Source organism: Flavonifractor hominis, assembly GCF_040095835.1.
Classification (GTDB): Bacteria; Bacillota; Clostridia; order Oscillospirales; family Oscillospiraceae; genus Flavonifractor; species Flavonifractor hominis.
In genome coordinates, this window is sequence record NZ_JBBMFT010000001.1 from 202485 (window position 1) to 219891 (window position 17407).

Annotated in this window: 20 protein-coding genes; all 20 read left to right on the forward strand. The window is 52.8% G+C overall.

Features of this window, described 5'->3' with window-relative positions; translation table 11 throughout:
- Positions 1 to 14: 14 nt before the first annotated feature.
- The 20 genes from WMO45_RS01075 (at position 15) to WMO45_RS01170 (ending at position 17393) form a co-directional block, all read left to right on the forward strand.
- The gene (locus WMO45_RS01075; RefSeq protein ID WP_349139325.1) at positions 15 to 1046 is read left to right on the forward strand and encodes a zinc-binding metallopeptidase family protein; all 1032 of its coding nucleotides are present in this window, start codon (positions 15 to 17) and stop codon (positions 1044 to 1046) included.
- Positions 1043 to 2068, forward strand: a complete 1026-nt coding sequence (locus tag WMO45_RS01080; RefSeq protein ID WP_349138783.1) for a M42 family metallopeptidase — start codon at positions 1043 to 1045, stop codon at positions 2066 to 2068. The genes WMO45_RS01075 and WMO45_RS01080 overlap by 4 nt, the downstream gene beginning before the upstream one ends.
- A 4-nt stretch (positions 2069 to 2072) precedes the next feature.
- Entirely contained in the window at positions 2073 to 3068 is a 996-nt protein-coding gene (locus tag WMO45_RS01085) for a M42 family metallopeptidase (RefSeq protein WP_349138784.1), read from the forward strand.
- Position 3069: 1 nt separating this feature from the next.
- The gene (locus tag WMO45_RS01090; RefSeq protein WP_349138785.1) at positions 3070 to 3645 is read left to right on the forward strand and encodes a GNAT family N-acetyltransferase; all 576 of its coding nucleotides are present in this window, start codon (positions 3070 to 3072) and stop codon (positions 3643 to 3645) included.
- Positions 3646 to 3655: 10 nt separating this feature from the next.
- Positions 3656 to 4909 carry a methionine gamma-lyase family protein gene (locus tag WMO45_RS01095; protein ID WP_349138786.1) on the forward strand — a complete coding sequence of 418 codons (1254 nt, stop codon included), beginning with the start codon at positions 3656 to 3658 and terminating at the stop codon, positions 4907 to 4909.
- A gap of 56 nt (positions 4910 to 4965) precedes the next feature.
- Positions 4966 to 5652: a sporulation protein YunB gene (yunB, locus tag WMO45_RS01100; protein ID WP_349138787.1), complete on the forward strand. Its 687-nt coding sequence runs from the start codon at positions 4966 to 4968 to the stop codon at positions 5650 to 5652.
- Positions 5653 to 5724: 72 nt separating this feature from the next.
- Positions 5725 to 6426, forward strand: a complete 702-nt coding sequence (locus WMO45_RS01105; protein WP_349138788.1) for a VanZ family protein — start codon at positions 5725 to 5727, stop codon at positions 6424 to 6426.
- Positions 6368 to 8365, forward strand: a complete 1998-nt coding sequence (ligA, locus tag WMO45_RS01110) for an NAD-dependent DNA ligase LigA (RefSeq protein ID WP_349138789.1) — start codon at positions 6368 to 6370, stop codon at positions 8363 to 8365. The genes WMO45_RS01105 and ligA overlap by 59 nt, the downstream gene beginning before the upstream one ends.
- A 26-nt stretch (positions 8366 to 8391) precedes the next feature.
- Entirely contained in the window at positions 8392 to 9522 is a 1131-nt protein-coding gene (tgt, locus tag WMO45_RS01115) for a tRNA guanosine(34) transglycosylase Tgt (RefSeq protein WP_349138790.1), read from the forward strand.
- 105 nt (positions 9523 to 9627) lie between these two features.
- A complete protein-coding gene (yajC, locus tag WMO45_RS01120) occupies positions 9628 to 9975 on the forward strand; it encodes a preprotein translocase subunit YajC (RefSeq protein ID WP_349138791.1) in 348 nt (115 codons plus the stop codon).
- Positions 9976 to 10035: 60 nt separating this feature from the next.
- Entirely contained in the window at positions 10036 to 10458 is a 423-nt protein-coding gene (locus WMO45_RS01125) for a TIGR04086 family membrane protein (protein ID WP_349138792.1), read from the forward strand.
- Between the two features lie 63 nt (positions 10459 to 10521).
- The gene (gene scfA / locus WMO45_RS01130) at positions 10522 to 10662 is read left to right on the forward strand and encodes a six-cysteine ranthipeptide SCIFF (RefSeq protein ID WP_186906492.1); all 141 of its coding nucleotides are present in this window, start codon (positions 10522 to 10524) and stop codon (positions 10660 to 10662) included.
- 76 nt (positions 10663 to 10738) lie between these two features.
- On the forward strand, positions 10739 to 12100 hold the full coding sequence (gene scfB / locus WMO45_RS01135; RefSeq protein ID WP_349138793.1) for a thioether cross-link-forming SCIFF peptide maturase: 1362 nt from the start codon (positions 10739 to 10741) through the stop codon (positions 12098 to 12100).
- 322 nt (positions 12101 to 12422) lie between these two features.
- Entirely contained in the window at positions 12423 to 13055 is a 633-nt protein-coding gene (locus WMO45_RS01140) for a stage II sporulation protein M (RefSeq protein ID WP_349138794.1), read from the forward strand.
- Between the two features lie 38 nt (positions 13056 to 13093).
- On the forward strand, positions 13094 to 13972 hold the full coding sequence (gene xerD, locus WMO45_RS01145; protein ID WP_349138795.1) for a site-specific tyrosine recombinase XerD: 879 nt from the start codon (positions 13094 to 13096) through the stop codon (positions 13970 to 13972).
- Between the two features lie 109 nt (positions 13973 to 14081).
- Positions 14082 to 14615, forward strand: a complete 534-nt coding sequence (ruvC, locus tag WMO45_RS01150) for a crossover junction endodeoxyribonuclease RuvC (RefSeq protein ID WP_349138796.1) — start codon at positions 14082 to 14084, stop codon at positions 14613 to 14615.
- Between the two features lie 13 nt (positions 14616 to 14628).
- Positions 14629 to 15234, forward strand: a complete 606-nt coding sequence (gene ruvA, locus WMO45_RS01155; RefSeq protein WP_349138797.1) for a Holliday junction branch migration protein RuvA — start codon at positions 14629 to 14631, stop codon at positions 15232 to 15234.
- Positions 15235 to 15263: 29 nt separating this feature from the next.
- Positions 15264 to 15602: a DUF6054 family protein gene (locus tag WMO45_RS01160; protein WP_349138798.1), complete on the forward strand. Its 339-nt coding sequence runs from the start codon at positions 15264 to 15266 to the stop codon at positions 15600 to 15602.
- Positions 15603 to 15682: 80 nt separating this feature from the next.
- Positions 15683 to 16738, forward strand: coding sequence for a Holliday junction branch migration DNA helicase RuvB (gene ruvB, locus WMO45_RS01165; protein ID WP_349138799.1), 1056 nt, complete (start codon positions 15683 to 15685; stop codon positions 16736 to 16738).
- Positions 16739 to 16805: 67 nt separating this feature from the next.
- Positions 16806 to 17393 (forward strand): GNAT family N-acetyltransferase, encoded by a 588-nt coding sequence (locus WMO45_RS01170; RefSeq protein ID WP_349138800.1) that lies wholly within the window; start codon positions 16806 to 16808, stop codon positions 17391 to 17393.
- Positions 17394 to 17407 lie beyond the last annotated feature (14 nt).

Below are 17407 nucleotides of genomic sequence, written 5' to 3' on the forward strand. Positions count from 1 at the left end.
AATGCGGGTTGGATATGAGACATGCGCTGGAGAAACTGTGCGCCTGTACAGCGCCCTCTGGCTTTGAAAACGCCTCAGCCACCGTTGCACAGGAACTGCTGCGGCCATTGGTGGATGAGGTTTCGGTTGACCGTATGGGAAATGTCATCGGCATACGCCGCTGCGGAAAACCAGGGGCGAAACTGCTCCTGTTGGACGCTCATCTGGATGAGATCGGCCTTATGGTCACCGGTATTGAAGACGGATTTCTCCGCTTTTGCAGCATCGGTGGGGTAGACCCACGTATGCTGCCTGGGCGGGAGCTTACCATTTTAACGCAGCCGCCCCGATTCGGAGTGGTGGCCTGCCAGCCGCCCCATCTTCAGAACAGAGAGGTAGGGAACAAGTCCATTCCCATCAAAGAGCTGTTTGTGGATGTGGGACTGAGCCAGGAACAGGCCGAGCAGGCCATCCCCATTGGAACTCCTATGGTGTACCGGGGCAGCTGCTTTGCCCTTGGAGAGGACCAGATGTGCGGCAAGTCGATGGATGACAGGGCGTGCTTTGTAACATTGTTGCGGGCGGCAGAGTTGCTGCAAGGACAGGAGCTGGATGTGGATGTATGTATCCTGGGCTCCACACGGGAGGAGGTTTCCGGAGTAGGTGCCACTACTGCTACTTGGTCGGTACAGCCGGACTGGTGCATTGCCGTAGATGTGACACACGGACGCACCCCGGATGGTCCGGCGGATAAGACCTTCACCTTGGGCGGAGGTCCCGCCATTGGCGTGGGTCCCAATATGGCTCGATGGATGACCCGACGCCTCATGGATCAGGCCGAAGCACAGCAGATGCCCTATCAGCTGGAAGTCATGTCCGGCCATACGGGTACCAATGGCTGGGAAATGCAGATCAGCCGGGAAGGCGTAGCCACCGCGGTGCTCTCCCTGCCTTTGAAGTACATGCATAGTCCCATTGAGGTGCTATCCCTCAAGGATATGGAGGCTGTGGCGGCTCTGTTGGCTGCCTTTGCAAAGAACCTCGGAAAGGAGGCGGTCAGGCTGTGAAAGAATTGGTCAAACAGCTGTGCGCCTTGCCCGGTGTATCCAGCTGGGAGGATAAGGTGCGGGAGTTTCTCATACAGGCTGCACGCCCTTACGCAGATGAGCTCTGGGTGGACACCCTTGGCAACTTGATCGTCCGGAAAAAGGGAGAAAAGAATACGGGAGACAAGTTGCTGCTTTGTGCTCACATGGATGAGGTGGGCCTCATGGTTCGCACCATCACGGATGAGGGCTATCTGAAGATTGACGCAGTGGGCTCTGTAGACCGTCGGGTACTGATTGGCAAGCCTGTCTTGGTAGGCGAGAGGGCCGTACCTGGCGTGATTGGGTTAAAAGCTTATCACTTGGTAAGCCGGGAAGAGGAAGAAACTGTCCCCAAGCTGGATGAATTTTATATCGACATTGGAGCCAACAATAAAGCCGAGGCAGAGAAGATTGTTGCTTTGGGCGATGTAGCGGTTTTTGCTGGAGACTGTGTGGAGTTTGGTAACGATCTCCTCAAAGCCAAGGCCCTGGATGATCGTGTGGGCTGTGCAGTCCTGCTCACGCTGCTGAAAGAGCAGCTGCCTATGGACTGTACCTTTGTGTTCACTGTGCAGGAAGAGGTAGGGACCCGCGGGGCCTTTGGCGCGGCATTTTCCGTCACACCGGAAATTGCCTTGGTTGTGGAGGGAACTACGGCTGCTGATGTGGCGGGTATTCCTGAACACAAACGGGTGTGTGCACTGGGCAAGGGAGCGGTATTAGCGTTTATGGACAACGGTTCCATTGCTGACCGAGGGCTGTTTGAGCGACTGAGGGAGTTGGCTGACCGGGCTGGAATCCCATGGCAGAGTAAGGACTACATCTCTGGGAGCAACGACGCGGCAGCCTTTCAACGCACCAAGAGCGGTGTACGCACGGCTGTAGTGGCGGTTCCAGTCCGCTATGTACATGCTCCGGCCAGCGTTGCCTGTGTCCGCGATTTTGATGCAGTGCTTGAGTTGGTACGGGCGTTTATCGACGATCTGTCCAAGGAGGATTGAGCATATGGATATTTTGCAGACCTTGCAGGCGCTGAATGCCTGCCATGGCCCCTCAGGCTGTGAGCGACCTGTGGCGGACGTTATCCGCCAGCTGGCTGAACCCTATGTGGATGAGTGTACGATAGATACCTTGGGCAACTTGATCTGCCATAAAAAGGGGAATGGGCCCAAGGTAATGTTTGCGGCCCATATGGATTCCATTGGGTTTATTGTCACCCATATTGATGAGAAGGGATTTTTGCGCTTTGGACGCGTGGGCGGGCTGTCTGCCCATGAGGTGCTGGGTGCTCCCATCCGGTTTGCCAATGGCGTGAGAGGCGTGGTGGCTCTGGATGGAAAGGTGGAGGCCAAGGAGATGAAGCTGGACGACCTCTACCTGGATATCGGAGCCCGGGACCGGGAAGAGGCCCGGAGTCTGATCCAGGTAGGGGATACGGCGGTGTATGATACTCAGGCGTTCGTTTCTGGGGATCGGATTTTCTCTCCCTATCTGGACGACCGCATCGCCTGCGTGGTGCTTCTTATGGCCCTGGAGCAGATCCGAAACAACAGAAACGATCTGTATTTTGTCTTTACTGTACAGGAAGAGGTCGGGATCCGCGGTGCCCGGACGGCGGCCTATGGCGTGGACCCCGATTATGGTATTGCGATAGATGTGACAGATTCGGACGATATTCCCGGTGCCCCCCATGAGTGCAGCAGCGTGGCTGGCGGCGGTGCAGCGATCAAGGTGATGGATAGTTCTGTAATCTGCCATCCCTTGGTGGTGGCTCGACTGGAGCAATTGGCCCGGGAGAACGAGATTGCTTGGCAGAAAGATATTCTGAAGGCTGGCGGCACCGATGCCGGGGCGATTCACCAGACCCGGGCTGGGGTGTACACCGGTGGTATTTCCATCTCCAGCCGCTATATCCATACGCCTTTGGAGATGGCGGATCTGCGGGATGTGGAGGCCTGTGCTGCGTTGGCGGCTGCCTTTGCCCAGGCGGAACTGGACTGATATGGACTGTTTGCCGACCCCGGACATGTGCCTGCCCCGCATGCGAGGCGGCGTACTTCTGGACTGTATCAGCTCGGAAGCCCTGGTTGCGCTGCACCGGATGGAAGAAGAGGAGGGATTTGCCCGCTTTACCTGCCGTCCGGTGCAGCGGCGGACCGATCAGGAGCTTTTAGCGCTTTACCAACAGGCGCTTCAAGACCGAAATCGGTTGATCTGTGGCCTGTATCAGGCCAAGGGAGGCCCAGCTATAGGAAAGCTTACAGTGTCCGATTATAATCCTCGTAACCGCAGCGCAGAATTGGGTTATTTCCTGTTGCCTGCCTTTCGTGGCAATGGATGTATGGCTAAATCGCTTTACATGATTTGCGAACTGTTGCTTTTGAAACTTGGGCTGAATAAGGTATATGCTCAGACTGGCGCATTTAACCGGTCCTCGATTCGGCTGCTGGAAAAAATGGGGTTCCAGCGGGATGCTGTCCTGCGCCATCACCATGTATTGGAAGGGCAGGAGTGGGACGACTACATCTACAGCCTTTTGCGGGAGGAATTCCCGCGCAATATAGACAGAATGGAATGAATAAAGTAAAATGGCTTTACAAATAAGTGAGCGCGTGCTGGAGCTGGCCGCTCAGGCGCAGTCCAGCCTGCGGGAACAATTTGAGCGTGTTGACTCTATTGCAGAGGAAAACACCCGAAAGGTCTTGGCTGCCTTTCAAAAGCACCGGGTAGCTGAGGCACATTTTGCCGGGACAACTGGTTACGGCTATGATGACCTGGGACGGGATACACTGGACCAGATCTTTGCGGAACTCTTCGGCACGGAAGATGCGCTGGTGCGGGTCCAGTTTGTTAACGGGACTCACGCTATTTCCTGTGCTCTGTTCGGTGCACTGAAGCCGGGGGATATTTTGGTCTCCGCCGTGGGTGCTCCCTATGATACCATGCTGGGTGTCATAGGTGTGGTAGATAAAGGTCCAGGTTCCTTGAAAAGCTACGGCATTAAATATCGGCAAGTAGAATTGGTTAACAATGCTCCAGACCCGGTCGGGTTGGCAGCGGCAGTGAAAGATCCTCGCGTCAAGGCAGTACTTATCCAGCGGTCTAAAGGATATTCCACCCGTGCCTCTCTGTCAGTTGCCGAGATTGGCGCGCTGGCCAAGGTCGTCAAGGACAACAATCCACAGGCCGCTGTTCTGGTGGACAACTGCTATGGTGAATTTGTGGAGACCATTGAACCTACTCAGGTGGGAGCCGATTTGGTTGTGGGCTCTCTTATCAAGAACCCGGGCGGAGGCCTGGCCCCCACCGGCGGCTATATTGCCGGGCGGCATGATCTGGTGGAGGGGGCGGCCATGCGCCTGACTACCCCGGGAATCGGCAAGGAATGCGGTTCCACCTTTGGCAGTAACCGTAGTCTCTATCAGGGGCTTTTCCTGGCTCCGCACACCACGGCACAGGCAGTAAAAACGGCTATATTCGCTGCACGGATCATGGAGCTTTTGGGGTATCGGACCGAGCCCACGTCTGATACAGTGCGCCACGACATTATCCAGATGATCCACTTCGGCGCACCTGAGCCCCTGAAAAAATTCTGCAAAGGGATCCAGTTTGGTGCCCCTGTGGACTCTTTTGTTACTCCCGAGCCCTGGGATATGCCAGGCTATGACTGTCCGGTTATTATGGCTGCCGGCGCTTTTATCCAGGGAGCATCCATTGAGCTATCCTGCGATGCGCCTATGCGGGAGCCCTATACGGCCTATCTGCAGGGCGGCCTGACCTATGAAAGCGGTAAAGCTGGGGTCTTGTTGGCAGTGGAGGAGTTGCTCCGAGCCGAAGAATAACAGCGCATAAGAGCAAGCCTGGCGTGCATAGCCTCCCAGAAGGGAGGTGACGCTAGATGCATAGACCGCGCTATCGCCTATGGTTCCGCCCACCCCGGCGGACAAGGAAGCCGGGGCGGCGGGGCGGAGGCATACTGTTATCAGCTGTTTTTGGAATCGGCATGGCACTGTTGGTCATCGGACTGCTGGATTCTGCCCTGCGCCCGACAGTCGTTGCCCTGGCTCAATCCAGGGTGGAAAATACTGTGACTGGCATTATAAATCGGGCGGTGACGGATACACTGACGGCAGAGGCGATTTCTTACAGTGAGCTGGTGACATTGGAAAAAAATGAAGCGGGGCAGGTCACTGTTCTGACAACAGATTCTGCACGTTTGAATGTGCTCCGAACAGAAATATTGGAAGATATACTTTGTGAAGTGAAGTCACTTGACGGACAAGACCTTGGAATTCCGCTTGGTAGCCTGACTGGACTTTCATCCGCTTCAAATCTGGGACCCAACATTCCTGTGCGGGTGCTGACTGCTGCCACACCGTCAGCGGACTTCCGCAACGTATTTACCTCTGCAGGTATTAATCAGACGCTCCACCAGATCATGTTAGAGGTCCAGGTAGAAGTTACCCTTCTTATTCCGGGTGGCACGGTGGAGACTGTGGTAGAGGCTCAGGTATGTGCGGCAGAGACCCTTTTGGTTGGGAGTGTGCCGGAGACTTATCTAGAGTTGACGGAACAACAACCGTAAGAGATCTGTAAGAAAAACATAAGGGTTTGTCTAATCTTCCCTTGTTATAATAAGGAAAAGGGGGATTGGAATATGCTGCACACTTTACTACTGTTCTTTCAATATGAAGTACTCTATTATCTGCGAGAAATGTTGATAGTGGCTGTTCCGGCAGCGGTGATATTCCTTTGCTTTTGGCCCTACCGCCGGCGGGCACTGGAGGCCATGGGACTGCGCACAACACCATGGCGGGAAGTGGGACTGATCTTATTCATTATGTGCCTGTTCGGTGTGCTGGCTGTGACCTTATGGCCAGTCTATTGGGTGGAAGATTCCCCGGGCTTATGGGGAGACGTTACCCTGTTGGTGGATCGCCCCTCGCTGTGGAGCAATGTGAACCTGGTGCCATTTCGGATGTTTGGAGATTATTGGCAGGAGTTGACCCAGGGTGGTATATTTTTTACCATCCTCAATTTCCTGGGCAACTTGGCTGTGTTTGTACCACTGGGATTCTTCCCTGCGTTGCTGTTCCGAGGTGCCACTTGGCGGCGCTCTGTACTGGTGGGATTGGCCACTTCCACACTGGTAGAAATAGGACAGTATTTTCTGATGCGTACCACGGATATTGATGATATCATTCTTAATACCGTAGGGGCTCTGTGTGGGTTCTGGCTCTATCTGTTGTTGTCCCGCCTGTTGCCCCGATTTACTCAAAGATTCCAAGTGGAGGTCCACCATGGACGAGAGACAAGAGATCCAAAGCCTGCGTCAGGAGTTGGAACAGGCGAATTATGAATATTATGTACTGGATAATCCCAGCATGTCTGACTACGATTTTGACCATAAGCTCCGCCGTTTGGAAGAGCTTGAGGAAAAATATCCGGAGTTGCTGACCCCTGATTCTCCCACGCAGCGGGTAGGCGGGAAAGTCGCCGACGGATTTCAGGAAGTGCGCCACCAGGTTCCGCTGGAGAGCCTTCAGGATGTGTTCTCAGTTGACGAGTTGAAGGAATTTGACCAGCGGGTACGGGAGACGCTGACAGATGAAGTAGAGTACGATGTAGAACCCAAGGTAGACGGCTTGTCGGTGGCACTGGAGTACGTGGATGGACTATTTGTCCGCGGCGCCACCCGAGGGGATGGTCAAGTGGGTGAAGATGTAACAGAGAATCTTAAGACCATTCCTTCTATTCCGCTTCGTCTGCCGGAGGCGCTTCCAAGACTGATCGTCCGGGGAGAAGTCTTCATGCCCAAAAAAAGCTTTGAGCATCTCAACGCTGAACGGGAATTGCGCGGGGAAGCATTGTTTGCCAATCCGCGCAATGCGGCAGCAGGATCGCTTCGGCAGTTGGACCCCAAAATTGCAGCGTCCAGAAAACTGGACATTCGGGTATTCAATATTCAATGGGCAGAAGGAAGAACGTTTACTACCCACACAGAAACCCTGGAATACTTGCAGCAGCAACGCTTTAAAGTAATTCCACATGACAGCTGTAAAACCATTGACGAGGTTGCTGCCCACATCCGCGCCATGGGAGAAGGACGGGAACAGTATGCCTTTGATATTGATGGAGCGGTTGTAAAGGTAAACAACCTTGTAGATAGATCTTTGCTGGGAAGTACGGCGAAATTTCCGCGCTGGGCTGCGGCGTACAAGTATCCGCCGGAGCAAAAACCGTCCAAGGTGATAGATATCGTCGTTCAGGTAGGACGAACCGGTGTACTCACACCAAAAGCAGTGGTGGAGCCGGTACGTCTGGCTGGAACGACTGTCACAAACGCCACGCTTCATAACCAGGATTTTATTACCGAGAAAGACATTCGGATCGGTGACACCGTACTGGTACAGAAAGCGGGAGAGATCATTCCGGAGATTGTAGAAGTGCTTCGGGAAAAACGGCCAGAAGGAACGATGCCCTATCATTTGCCGGAACGTTGTCCGGTTTGCGGAGCGCCGGTAGCCCGAGATGAGGATGGTGCCCATATCCGCTGTACCGGTGCGGAGTGCCCAGCCCAGCGTTTGCGTCATCTTGTCCATTTTGCCAGCCGGGATGCCATGGATATTGAGGGACTTGGCCCTGCTGTAGTGGAGGGCTTGGTGGGAGCAGAACTGGTAAAGGGGCCGGGAGATCTCTACCATTTAACGGCAGAATCGGTTGCAGCGTTGGAGCGCATGGGTAAAAAGAGTGCAGAGAATCTGATAACGGCTATTGAGCGCTCTAAGACCGCTGGTCTTGGCAGGCTGCTGTTTGCCTTTGGTATTCGCCAGGTTGGACAGAAGGCGGGTAAAGTATTAGCTGCGCACTTTGGTACGCTGGATGCCCTAATGGCGGCTACGGAGGAGGAACTGACAGCTGTCCCGGATGTGGGTGCTATTACAGCCCGGAACCTGTTGGATTGGTTCTCCAATGAACAGAGCCGCCATCTGATTGAGACATTACGGGAGGCTGGGGTTTCGTTTGTGAGTAATGAGGCTCCGGTAGGGGACAGGCTGTCCGGCAAAACCTTTGTACTCACAGGTACGTTGGAACGCTTTACCCGTGATGAAGCCAGCGCTATGATCGAGGCGCAGGGAGGCAAAGTGTCTGGTTCTGTTTCCAAAAAGACTTCCTATCTTGTGGCGGGAGAAGCAGCTGGTTCCAAGCTGAAGAAGGCCACAGAACTTGGCATCCCTGTATTGAGCGAAGAGGAGTTCCTGAAGCTGTTTTCCAATGAGATGGATGAAGAAAAATAGAACACGAACAATAAAGGAGTTTTTCTGTGTTTGAAGTGATCAAAACAGAGGGGAGAGCCCGACGCGGTGTTTTTACCTGTGCACATGGAACGGTGCAGACACCGGTATTTATGAACGTGGGGACCCAGGCTGCCATTAAAGGGGCGGTGTCTGCCCTTGATTTGAAGGAAATCGGATGTCAGGTAGAGCTGTCCAACACCTATCACCTGCACTTGCGGCCGGGAGATCAGGTGGTTCGCCAAATGGGCGGCCTGCATCGCTTTATGCGGTGGGACGGTCCTATTCTGACAGATTCCGGTGGCTTCCAGGTATTTTCCTTGTCCGGCCTGCGCAAGATCAAAGAGGAAGGGGTTACCTTTGCGTCTCACATCGATGGCCGACGGGTTTTTATGGGGCCGGAAGAGTCCATGCAAATCCAGTCCAACCTGGGATCTGATATTGCCATGGCATTTGACGAATGCGTGGAAAATCCTGCCACTTATGAATACGCCAAAGCCTCCTGCGAGCGTACGTTGCGCTGGTTGGAGCGCTGTAAGGTGGAACACGACCGGCTCAACGCTTTGCCGGATACAGTGAATCCGGACCAGATGCTCTTTGGTATCAATCAGGGAGCGACCTTTGCTGATTTGCGGGTTTGGCATATGAAGGAAATCGCCAAGTTGGACTGTGATGGATATGCCATTGGCGGTTTGGCAGTTGGCGAGCCTACACAGATGATGTACGATATCATTGATGCGGTGGAGCCGTACATGCCCGCAGATAAGCCGCGGTATTTGATGGGAGTAGGAACACCCTCCAATATCATCGAAGCAGTGGCACGGGGTGTGGATTTCTTCGACTGTGTTATGCCAGCCCGCAATGCACGACATGCCAAGCTGTTTACCTGGTCCGGAACACGAAATATGCGCAATGAGAAATACAAGCTGGATGAGGCTCCTATCGACCCGGAATGTGATTGCCCGGTATGCCGTAACTTCTCACGTGGGTATCTGCGCCACCTGTTTGTTGCAGATGAAATGCTTGCCATGCGCCTTGCAGTGTTGCACAATCTGTATTTTTACAATCAGCTGACTCGGCGTATTCGGGAGGCTTTGGATGTGGGAGACTTCGCTTTGTTCCGTCAGGAATATTCGGAAAAGCTGGCTGCCCGGCTATGAAGATTTTGTAAATATAGCGGAAAAGGCTTGTCAAAATCTGCATTTGGTTTTATAATATTCCACTGATGATATTTTATCATCAAAGTATATATGGAGGGGATCATTTTGCTGACACAGGTTGCGGGTACCATGCTGACCCAAAGTAGTACTGCTGGCGGTGGAATAAGCATGATCGTAATGCTCGCGGTTATGGTCGCGATTTTCTACTTCCTGCTCATCCGGCCGGAGAACAAGAAGAAGAAAGCGGCAGCCAAGATGCGTTCCGAGCTGGCGGTGGGAGACGAGATCACCACGATCGGCGGCATTGTAGGCACGATCTGCGCGGTAAAGGAAGATACTATTGTGATCGAGACCAGCGCGGACCGGGTACGCATCGAGTTTACCAAGTGGGCAGTTTCCACCAAGGGGACCCAGTCCACTGAGTCGGTTTCGGATAGCAAGGACAAGAAGTAATATTGAACACCCTCCCAGCATAGGTTTCTGTAGAAACCAAAGGCAAGGGAGGGTGTTTTTATGCGAAAAAAGGAGGAAGAGCAGAGCGCAAAACTGATTCGCTGCGGGACGGGGCTCCTGCTGGGCGGCCTCCTGGCACTGGCAGTATGTTTTGCCTTTTTACTGGCAGCCTCAGCGGCGATTTCCGGAGGACTGCTGAGCGGTGAGCTCATGTACCAACTGGCTATTATAGGGTGTGTGCTGGGGGCTTTTGCGGGTGGGCTTCTGGCGGTTCACCGATGCGGATGCAGGGCGCTGGTAGTAGGGCTTGTCACTGGTGGAGTATTATTTTTACTGTTGCTTACCATCGGAGCGCTTTGTTTTGAAAATATGTCCATTGAATCTGGCGGTATTGGGCTGCTGTTTGGTTCGCTCTGCGGTGGTACGGCGGCTGGAGTATTGAGTGGTGGACATAGACCGCGCCGGAAAAAACGAAGAAAATAATTGAAATTATGAATGAGATGTGTTATAATCGCGACAAACCATAGTCATGGGAGGGAAAACAGAATGAAGCATGTGAAGACGCTCAACGGCGCAACTCTGAAGAACAGCGCCGCTCACGGCGGCTGCGGCGAGTGCCAGACCTCCTGCCAGTCCGCTTGTAAGACCTCTTGCACCGTGGCCAACCAGAAGTGCGAGAACAAGTAAGAACGAACGCAGCTGAGAAAAGGGTGGGGCATCCCACCCTTTTTCCATGCCGGAATGAAATGAGGAACGAAAATTTATGGTACATACCTTTCAGTGTCTCGGCGTAAACATTGCCGTAGATGTGAACAGTGGAGCTGTCCATGTACTGGACGAGCTGACTTATCATCTGCTGGAGCAGGTGCAGCCGCCTATGGCGGAGCATTGTCCTGCGGAGATCTGTGCCAAGCTGCCCCAATATGACCCGGCTGATCTGGAGGGGGCTTGGCAGGAATTGCGAGAGCTGGTCCGTGAGGGCCTTTTGTTTGAAGAGGACGACTACATTGACCGGGAGAAGGCTGCCTCCATGCAGCAGCAGGCATTGGTAAAGGCCTTATGTCTGCATGTCTCCCACGACTGTAACCTGCGGTGCAAGTACTGTTTTGCTTCCACTGGCGACTTTGGTACGGGTCACCGCATGACCATGAGCCAGGAGACGGCAAAGCGGGCCATCGATTTCGTGGTTGCCAAATCCGGTCACCGTCGCAATATTGAAGTGGACTTCTTTGGCGGAGAGCCTCTGATGGCCATGGATACCGTAAAGGCTACAGTGGAGTATGCGCGCTCGATTGAAAAAGAACATGGTAAGTCGTTCCGTTTTACCATGACTACCAACGGAGTGCTGCTTGATGATGAGAACATTGAGTACATTAACCGTGAGATGTCCAACGCAGTTTTGTCCATTGACGGACGCAAAGAAGTCAACGACGATTTGCGTCCTACGATTAACGGAAAAGGTTCTTACGATGTGATCGTGCCCAAGTTTAAAAAGCTGATTGAGGGCCGTGGTACCAAGGACTATTATCTGCGAGGAACATTTACCCGCTTCCACAAAGACTTTGCAGAGGACGTAAAGGCACTGGCTGCCATTGGACGCAATATCTCGGTGGAGCCTGTGGTGGGCAAGGAGGATGATCCCTATGCGCTTCAGGAGAGCGATCTGCCTGAATTGAAGGCGGAGTATGAGCGCCTGGCGGAGTATCTTCGGGACCACAGGGAGACAAATTTCTTCCACTTCAATGTAGACCTGGCTCAAGGTCCCTGCGTTATTAAGCGGCTGCGAGGCTGTGGTGCTGGGTGTGAGTATGTAGCTATCACACCGGAAGGGGACATCTATCCGTGCCATCAGTTTGTGGGTAATGAAGAGTACAAACTGGGTAGTGTCTATGATGGAACGTTTGACAGGGAACTTTCCAGCCAGTTTGCTGCTCTGAACATATATACCCGGGAGGAATGTCGGGACTGCTGGGCTCGCTTCTATTGTTCCGGTGGATGTTCTGCATCTAACCTGCTTGTCAATGGTGACATAAAGCATCCTCATAAGGTTGGGTGTGAGCTGGAGCGCAAGCGGCTGGAATGTGCCATTGCGCTGAAAGCCATTGCATCTGGGCTGGCAGAATGACCTATACAAACTGTAATTATACAATTTGTAATCGTTAGATAATCAAACAAAATTGTCATATAGACCTCGAAACTGATACTAAAAACACAAAATTAAGAACAAATAGAGCGCGCAAGGGAAGCGTGCTCTATTTGTTTATTTACTTAGTTTACATAATAATGTTTACATAATATATTGTCATAATATACAAAAATAAACTTTTTGTTTGAGTTTCCTTGCACAATGGTATTTCGTAAGCTATAGTTATAAGAAGAGGAGCCACTTTTATGCGTCTATTTGACCGGCTGCAGGCATACGTTTTCACCAAGGGAGGGAGTAAACGATGCGCAGAGCGGTAGCCGGAGTGTGGAATGTATCTGAGGGTAGTTATCTACCTGCGCTGGTGCTCGTCGCCGCCTGCTTTTTTGTGGGAGGGGTGACAGGCTGTCTTCTGGCTTCTTGTGTAGATGGCAGCGGCCGGGAGCAGTTGTCGGCTTATGTGGATAGTTTTTTACGCTCGGCCATAACGGATGGACTGGAATTGCCCAGTCTAGCGGCTCAGATTTGGGATATGATGCGATGGCCCTTGCTGGCGCTTCTGCTTGGCTTTACTGCACTTGGGTTGCTTGGGCTGCCGTTGCTGTTTGCTGTGAGAGGATTTTTGTTGGGGTTTTCGATTGCATCTTTTATCCAGCTGTTTGGAAGCTCCGGCTGTCTGCTGGCGTTTTTGCTGTTTGGTCTGAGCGGGGCGATTTCCGTGCCGGTGTTATTTGTACTTGGGGTACAAAGTTTCGCTGCTGCCAGAGGGCTGGCTGGATATACCGGACAGAACAACAGGGCGGCGCGTTTGCCGTATGGGCGGGCCTATCTTCGCCGGTGTGGACTTTGCGCTCTGGCACTGTGTGTGTGTGTGCTTCTGGAGCGGGTTGCAGTTCCGCCCTTGATTTCGGGATTGGCACAGACCTTTTTGTGCTGATAGAACAGAAGAATACGGGCAAGAAGGTGTGGGGTAGGATGGATTATCGCAGCGGTTATACAGAATATCTGAACTATGAAAAACGGGCCACGCCCAATACATTAAGTTCCTACTTGCGGGATGTGACCCAATACCTCCGCTGGCTGGAGGAGATTGGAATTGCTCCGGAGCAGGCTGAACAGGCGGATGTAGAGGCGTATATTCGGCACCTAACTTCTGTTGGAAAATCTGCGGCTACAGTGACACGGTCGCTGGCATCGCTCAAATCCTTTTATACCTATCTCATAAAAATCGGGATGGTTGACCTTAACCCGGCCAAAGGACTTGCACCGGCCAAGGTGGAGCGGAAGTTGCCCCAGATTCTGACGTCCAAGGAAGTAGAGCTGTTTTTGGAACAGCCTGATCCCACGGATGCCAAGGGGTGCCGGGATCGTGCCATGCTGGAATTGCTCTATGCTACCGGGATTCGAGTGTCGGAGCTTATCGGGTTGAATCTGGAGAATCTGAATCTATCTGCCAGCTTTATTCGATGTGCCAGCCGGGGAAAAGAACGTATTATCCCCTTATATCCGGCAGCGGTACGGGCAATGCAGGCATATCTGGAGCATGTAAGGCCTCAGATGGTAGAGCATGCGGATGAAAAAGCGCTTTTTGTAAATATGAGCGGAGAGCGGATGAGCCGACAGGGTTTTTGGAAGATTATAAAACATTACCAGGAGAAGGCTGGCATCCAAAAGGAGATCACACCACATACGCTGCGCCACTCCTTTGCAGCTCATCTGCTGGAAAATGGAGCAGATTTACATTCCATTCAGGAGATGTTGGGACACGCAGACATTTCTTCCACTCAAATCTATACTCAGGTAGTCAATCAGAAGTTAAAGAGTGTATATAATAAGGCCCATCCCAGGGCTTAAACAAATGTTCTATCCGACGGAGCCGGGCGGCACGCAATTCCAGGTTGCGCGCCGCCCGGCTCCGTGTTACAATAAATTCTGTATGGACACAGGAAGGGACTACAGAATTATGCTGATTTTAGGAATCGATCCCGGCTTTGCCATCGTTGGCTTTGGGTTAGTGGAAGCAGACCAAGGGCGTCAGCGTCTGATCCAGTGCGGTGCGATCACTACTCCAGCTGGAGAAGCTCTTCCTGCCAGGCTTCGTCAGATCGCAGATGATATGGACCTGCTTCTGACGCAGTTTCATCCACAAGCTATGGCCATTGAAGAGCTGTTTTTCAACAACAATATTACAACCGGCATTGGTGTGGCTCAGGCCAGGGGGGTGTTGCTTCTCTCAGCGGAGAGGCATAAAGTCCCTATTTATGAATACTCCCCCAGTCAGGTCAAACAAGCTGTGGTAGGTTATGGAAAAGCTGAAAAGCGTCAGGTTATGGACATGACAAAACGGCTTTTAAACCTGAAAGCAGTGCCAAAGCCGGATGATGCTGCCGATGCGGTAGCCATCGCCTTGTGCCATGCCCGCTCGTATACTTCCCGTCTTCAGAACCCCGATGCTGCCAAACCTGGCAGCGGCCGGTACGCTGTGCGAAATCGCTAGGAGTTTGGAAATTATGTTTTACTATGTAAAAGGGACAGTGGCCCATACTGCACCATATTTGGCGGTTATCGACTGTGGTGGGGTGGGTTATGCTTGCCGTACCACCAATAACACCCTTGCCCACCTGAAAAAAGGGGAAACTGCCAAGCTCTATACCCATTTGAACGTCCGGGAGGACGCTATGGAGCTCTATGGTTTTGCAACAGAAAATGAACTCAATTGTTTTCAGTTGCTGATTGGGGTGTCCGGAGTAGGCCCCAAAGCGGCGTTGTCCATTCTTTCTGCAGCCACACCAGAATCGCTGGCTATGAGCATCATCACTGGGGATGAGAAGGCCCTGACCGTAGCACAGGGTATCGGTAAGAAAATTGCCCAACGCATTATTCTGGAGCTGAAGGATAAACTGGCCAAGGGCCAGATCAGCCCGGGCGGAGAATCTTATGGCGGTACAGGCGTTACTGTTATTCCGGAGAATAAATCCTCCGAGGCCGCCGCTGCCCTGGCGGTGCTTGGGTATTCCCAGAACGAGATCGGTATGGCCCTCAAAGGAATTGATTTGGAGGCATTAAGTCTGGAGGAAGTGATCAAGCAGGCGCTGAAAAAGATGGTGAAGGGATAAATCTCGGTCTACCGAAAGGAGGAGCATGTATGGCCAAATTGGAACGGAATCTAACTGGTAATTTTGATGCATTACTGGATTATCTCCATGACGGCATTCTGAACGGAAGTGCTTCTGCCAGTTGGGAAGAGAGCAGTGACTACGAGGGTGCTAATTTCCGTTGTGCCGTCCGGGTGTACGAGCGGTACAGCGTCATGGGCGGCAATCGGGTGAGCCTGAACTTGACCCTGGTTGGGGAGGGGGACCGGCTTTTTCTCTCTGCTATCACCTCCGGTGGCAGCCAGGCCATGTTTTTCAAGATCAACACATTAGGGGAGGGGGCCTTCCTGGACCAAGTGGAGGAGCTTCTGGATCAGTGGAAAGGATAAAAACGTGCTATAATCTGTAAACTGCTTTGAGTGATACCTTTACCGGTATGGCGAACCGGTTCCGAAAAGGAAGTGAGACTTTGAGCATTGCATTTTCTGAAGAAGGGTTTGAGACGGAGGAACCTCTGGTAACCACATCCCTTACCAGGGATGATGAGAATGAGGGTTCCCTGCGCCCTAAGACCTTAAACGAATACATCGGCCAGCAGAAAGCTAAGGGAAACCTGGAAGTATTCATTCAGGCGGCCAAAATGCGTAATGAGCCCCTGGATCATGTTTTGCTTCATGGCCCGCCAGGTCTGGGTAAGACGACGCTCTCCAACATCATCGCCAATGAGATGGGGGTCAACATCCGCATAACCTCCGGTCCTGCGATTGAAAAGCCGGGAGATCTTGCGGCGCTTCTTACCAATCTGGCAGAAAACGATATTCTATTTGTGGATGAGATCCACCGACTCAATCGGTCGGTAGAGGAGATCCTATATCCGGCCATGGAGGACTTTGCCATCGATATTATCATTGGCAAGGGGCCTTCCGCCAACTCCATCCGACTGGATTTACCCAAGTTTACCCTTATTGGCGCCACTACCCGAGCGGGTCAGCTGTCAGCCCCTCTGCGGGATCGGTTCGGTGTAACCCTGCGGCTGGAACTCTATACTCCGGAGGAGTTGGCTCTCATTGTCACCCGTTCGGCTGGTATTTTGAACGTACCCATCGAAGCTGACGGTGCCATGGAGATTGCAAGGCGCAGCCGAGGCACCCCGCGCATTGCCAATCGGATGCTGCGCCGGGTCCGTGACTTTGCTCAGGTAAAGGCGGGAGGTGTCATTACCCGAGACGTAGCCGATGCTGCGCTTACTGCGCTGGAGGTAGACTACCTTGGTCTGGACGCAATCGACCGGCGGATGCTTTCTAGTATTATTGAGCATTACAGCGGAGGTCCAGTAGGGCTGGAGACGCTGGCCGCCACCATCAATGAGGAAGCGGTTACTCTGGAAGACGTGTATGAACCCTATCTGATGCAAATGGGATTTCTTACCCGGACCCCCAGAGGGCGGTGCGTTACCCGGCGAGCCTACGAACATTTGGGGCTGAGCGTCCCTGGCGGCATGGGCATGGACCAGCTGAGCTTATGAGTGCAGTATGTGCCGATGATATGGAAAACTCAGCCGGGAATGAAGGTGTGGTATCATAGACAAGGTATTGCGTGATGGAAAGGTCCTCCTGCGGCCGATGAAATGTTGTGACGTGTATGACCGGGTCTACTGGGAGAGTGAGGATACCGAGTGGAAGCTATGGGACGGACCCTGGGACTATGAGGGAAAGACGCAGGAGGAACTCGGAAAGCAGCTCGCGGAGAAAAAAGCGGTGTGGTTGAGCAGAATCGAGCGGTTACCCGAGCAGGATCCGGTGCTGAGCTTGGAAATCTGCGTGGATGATATGGAACAGACACATATCGGATGGCTGGGTGCCTACTATATCGACGACGCTTGTTGCATCACTGAGGCTGGGGAGCGTCTGGCGGTGGGTATCACAATAGTGCCTCAGACCGTCAGAAGGAAGGGCTATGCCCAGGCCGCGCTGACACTTTATATTCGGTATCTGTTCGCCTGTGGTGTGCCGGAGGTATACACACAGACTTGGTCTGGCAATGTCCGGATGATTCGTCTGGCAGAAAAACTGGGTTTTTCTGAGTACATGAGGAAAAAGGATCTACGCCTTGTGCGTGGACAGAGGTATGACGGGTTAACCTTCCGGTTGCTGCCAGAGCAAATGGACAGGATGATCTGAACGGGGAAGTTCCC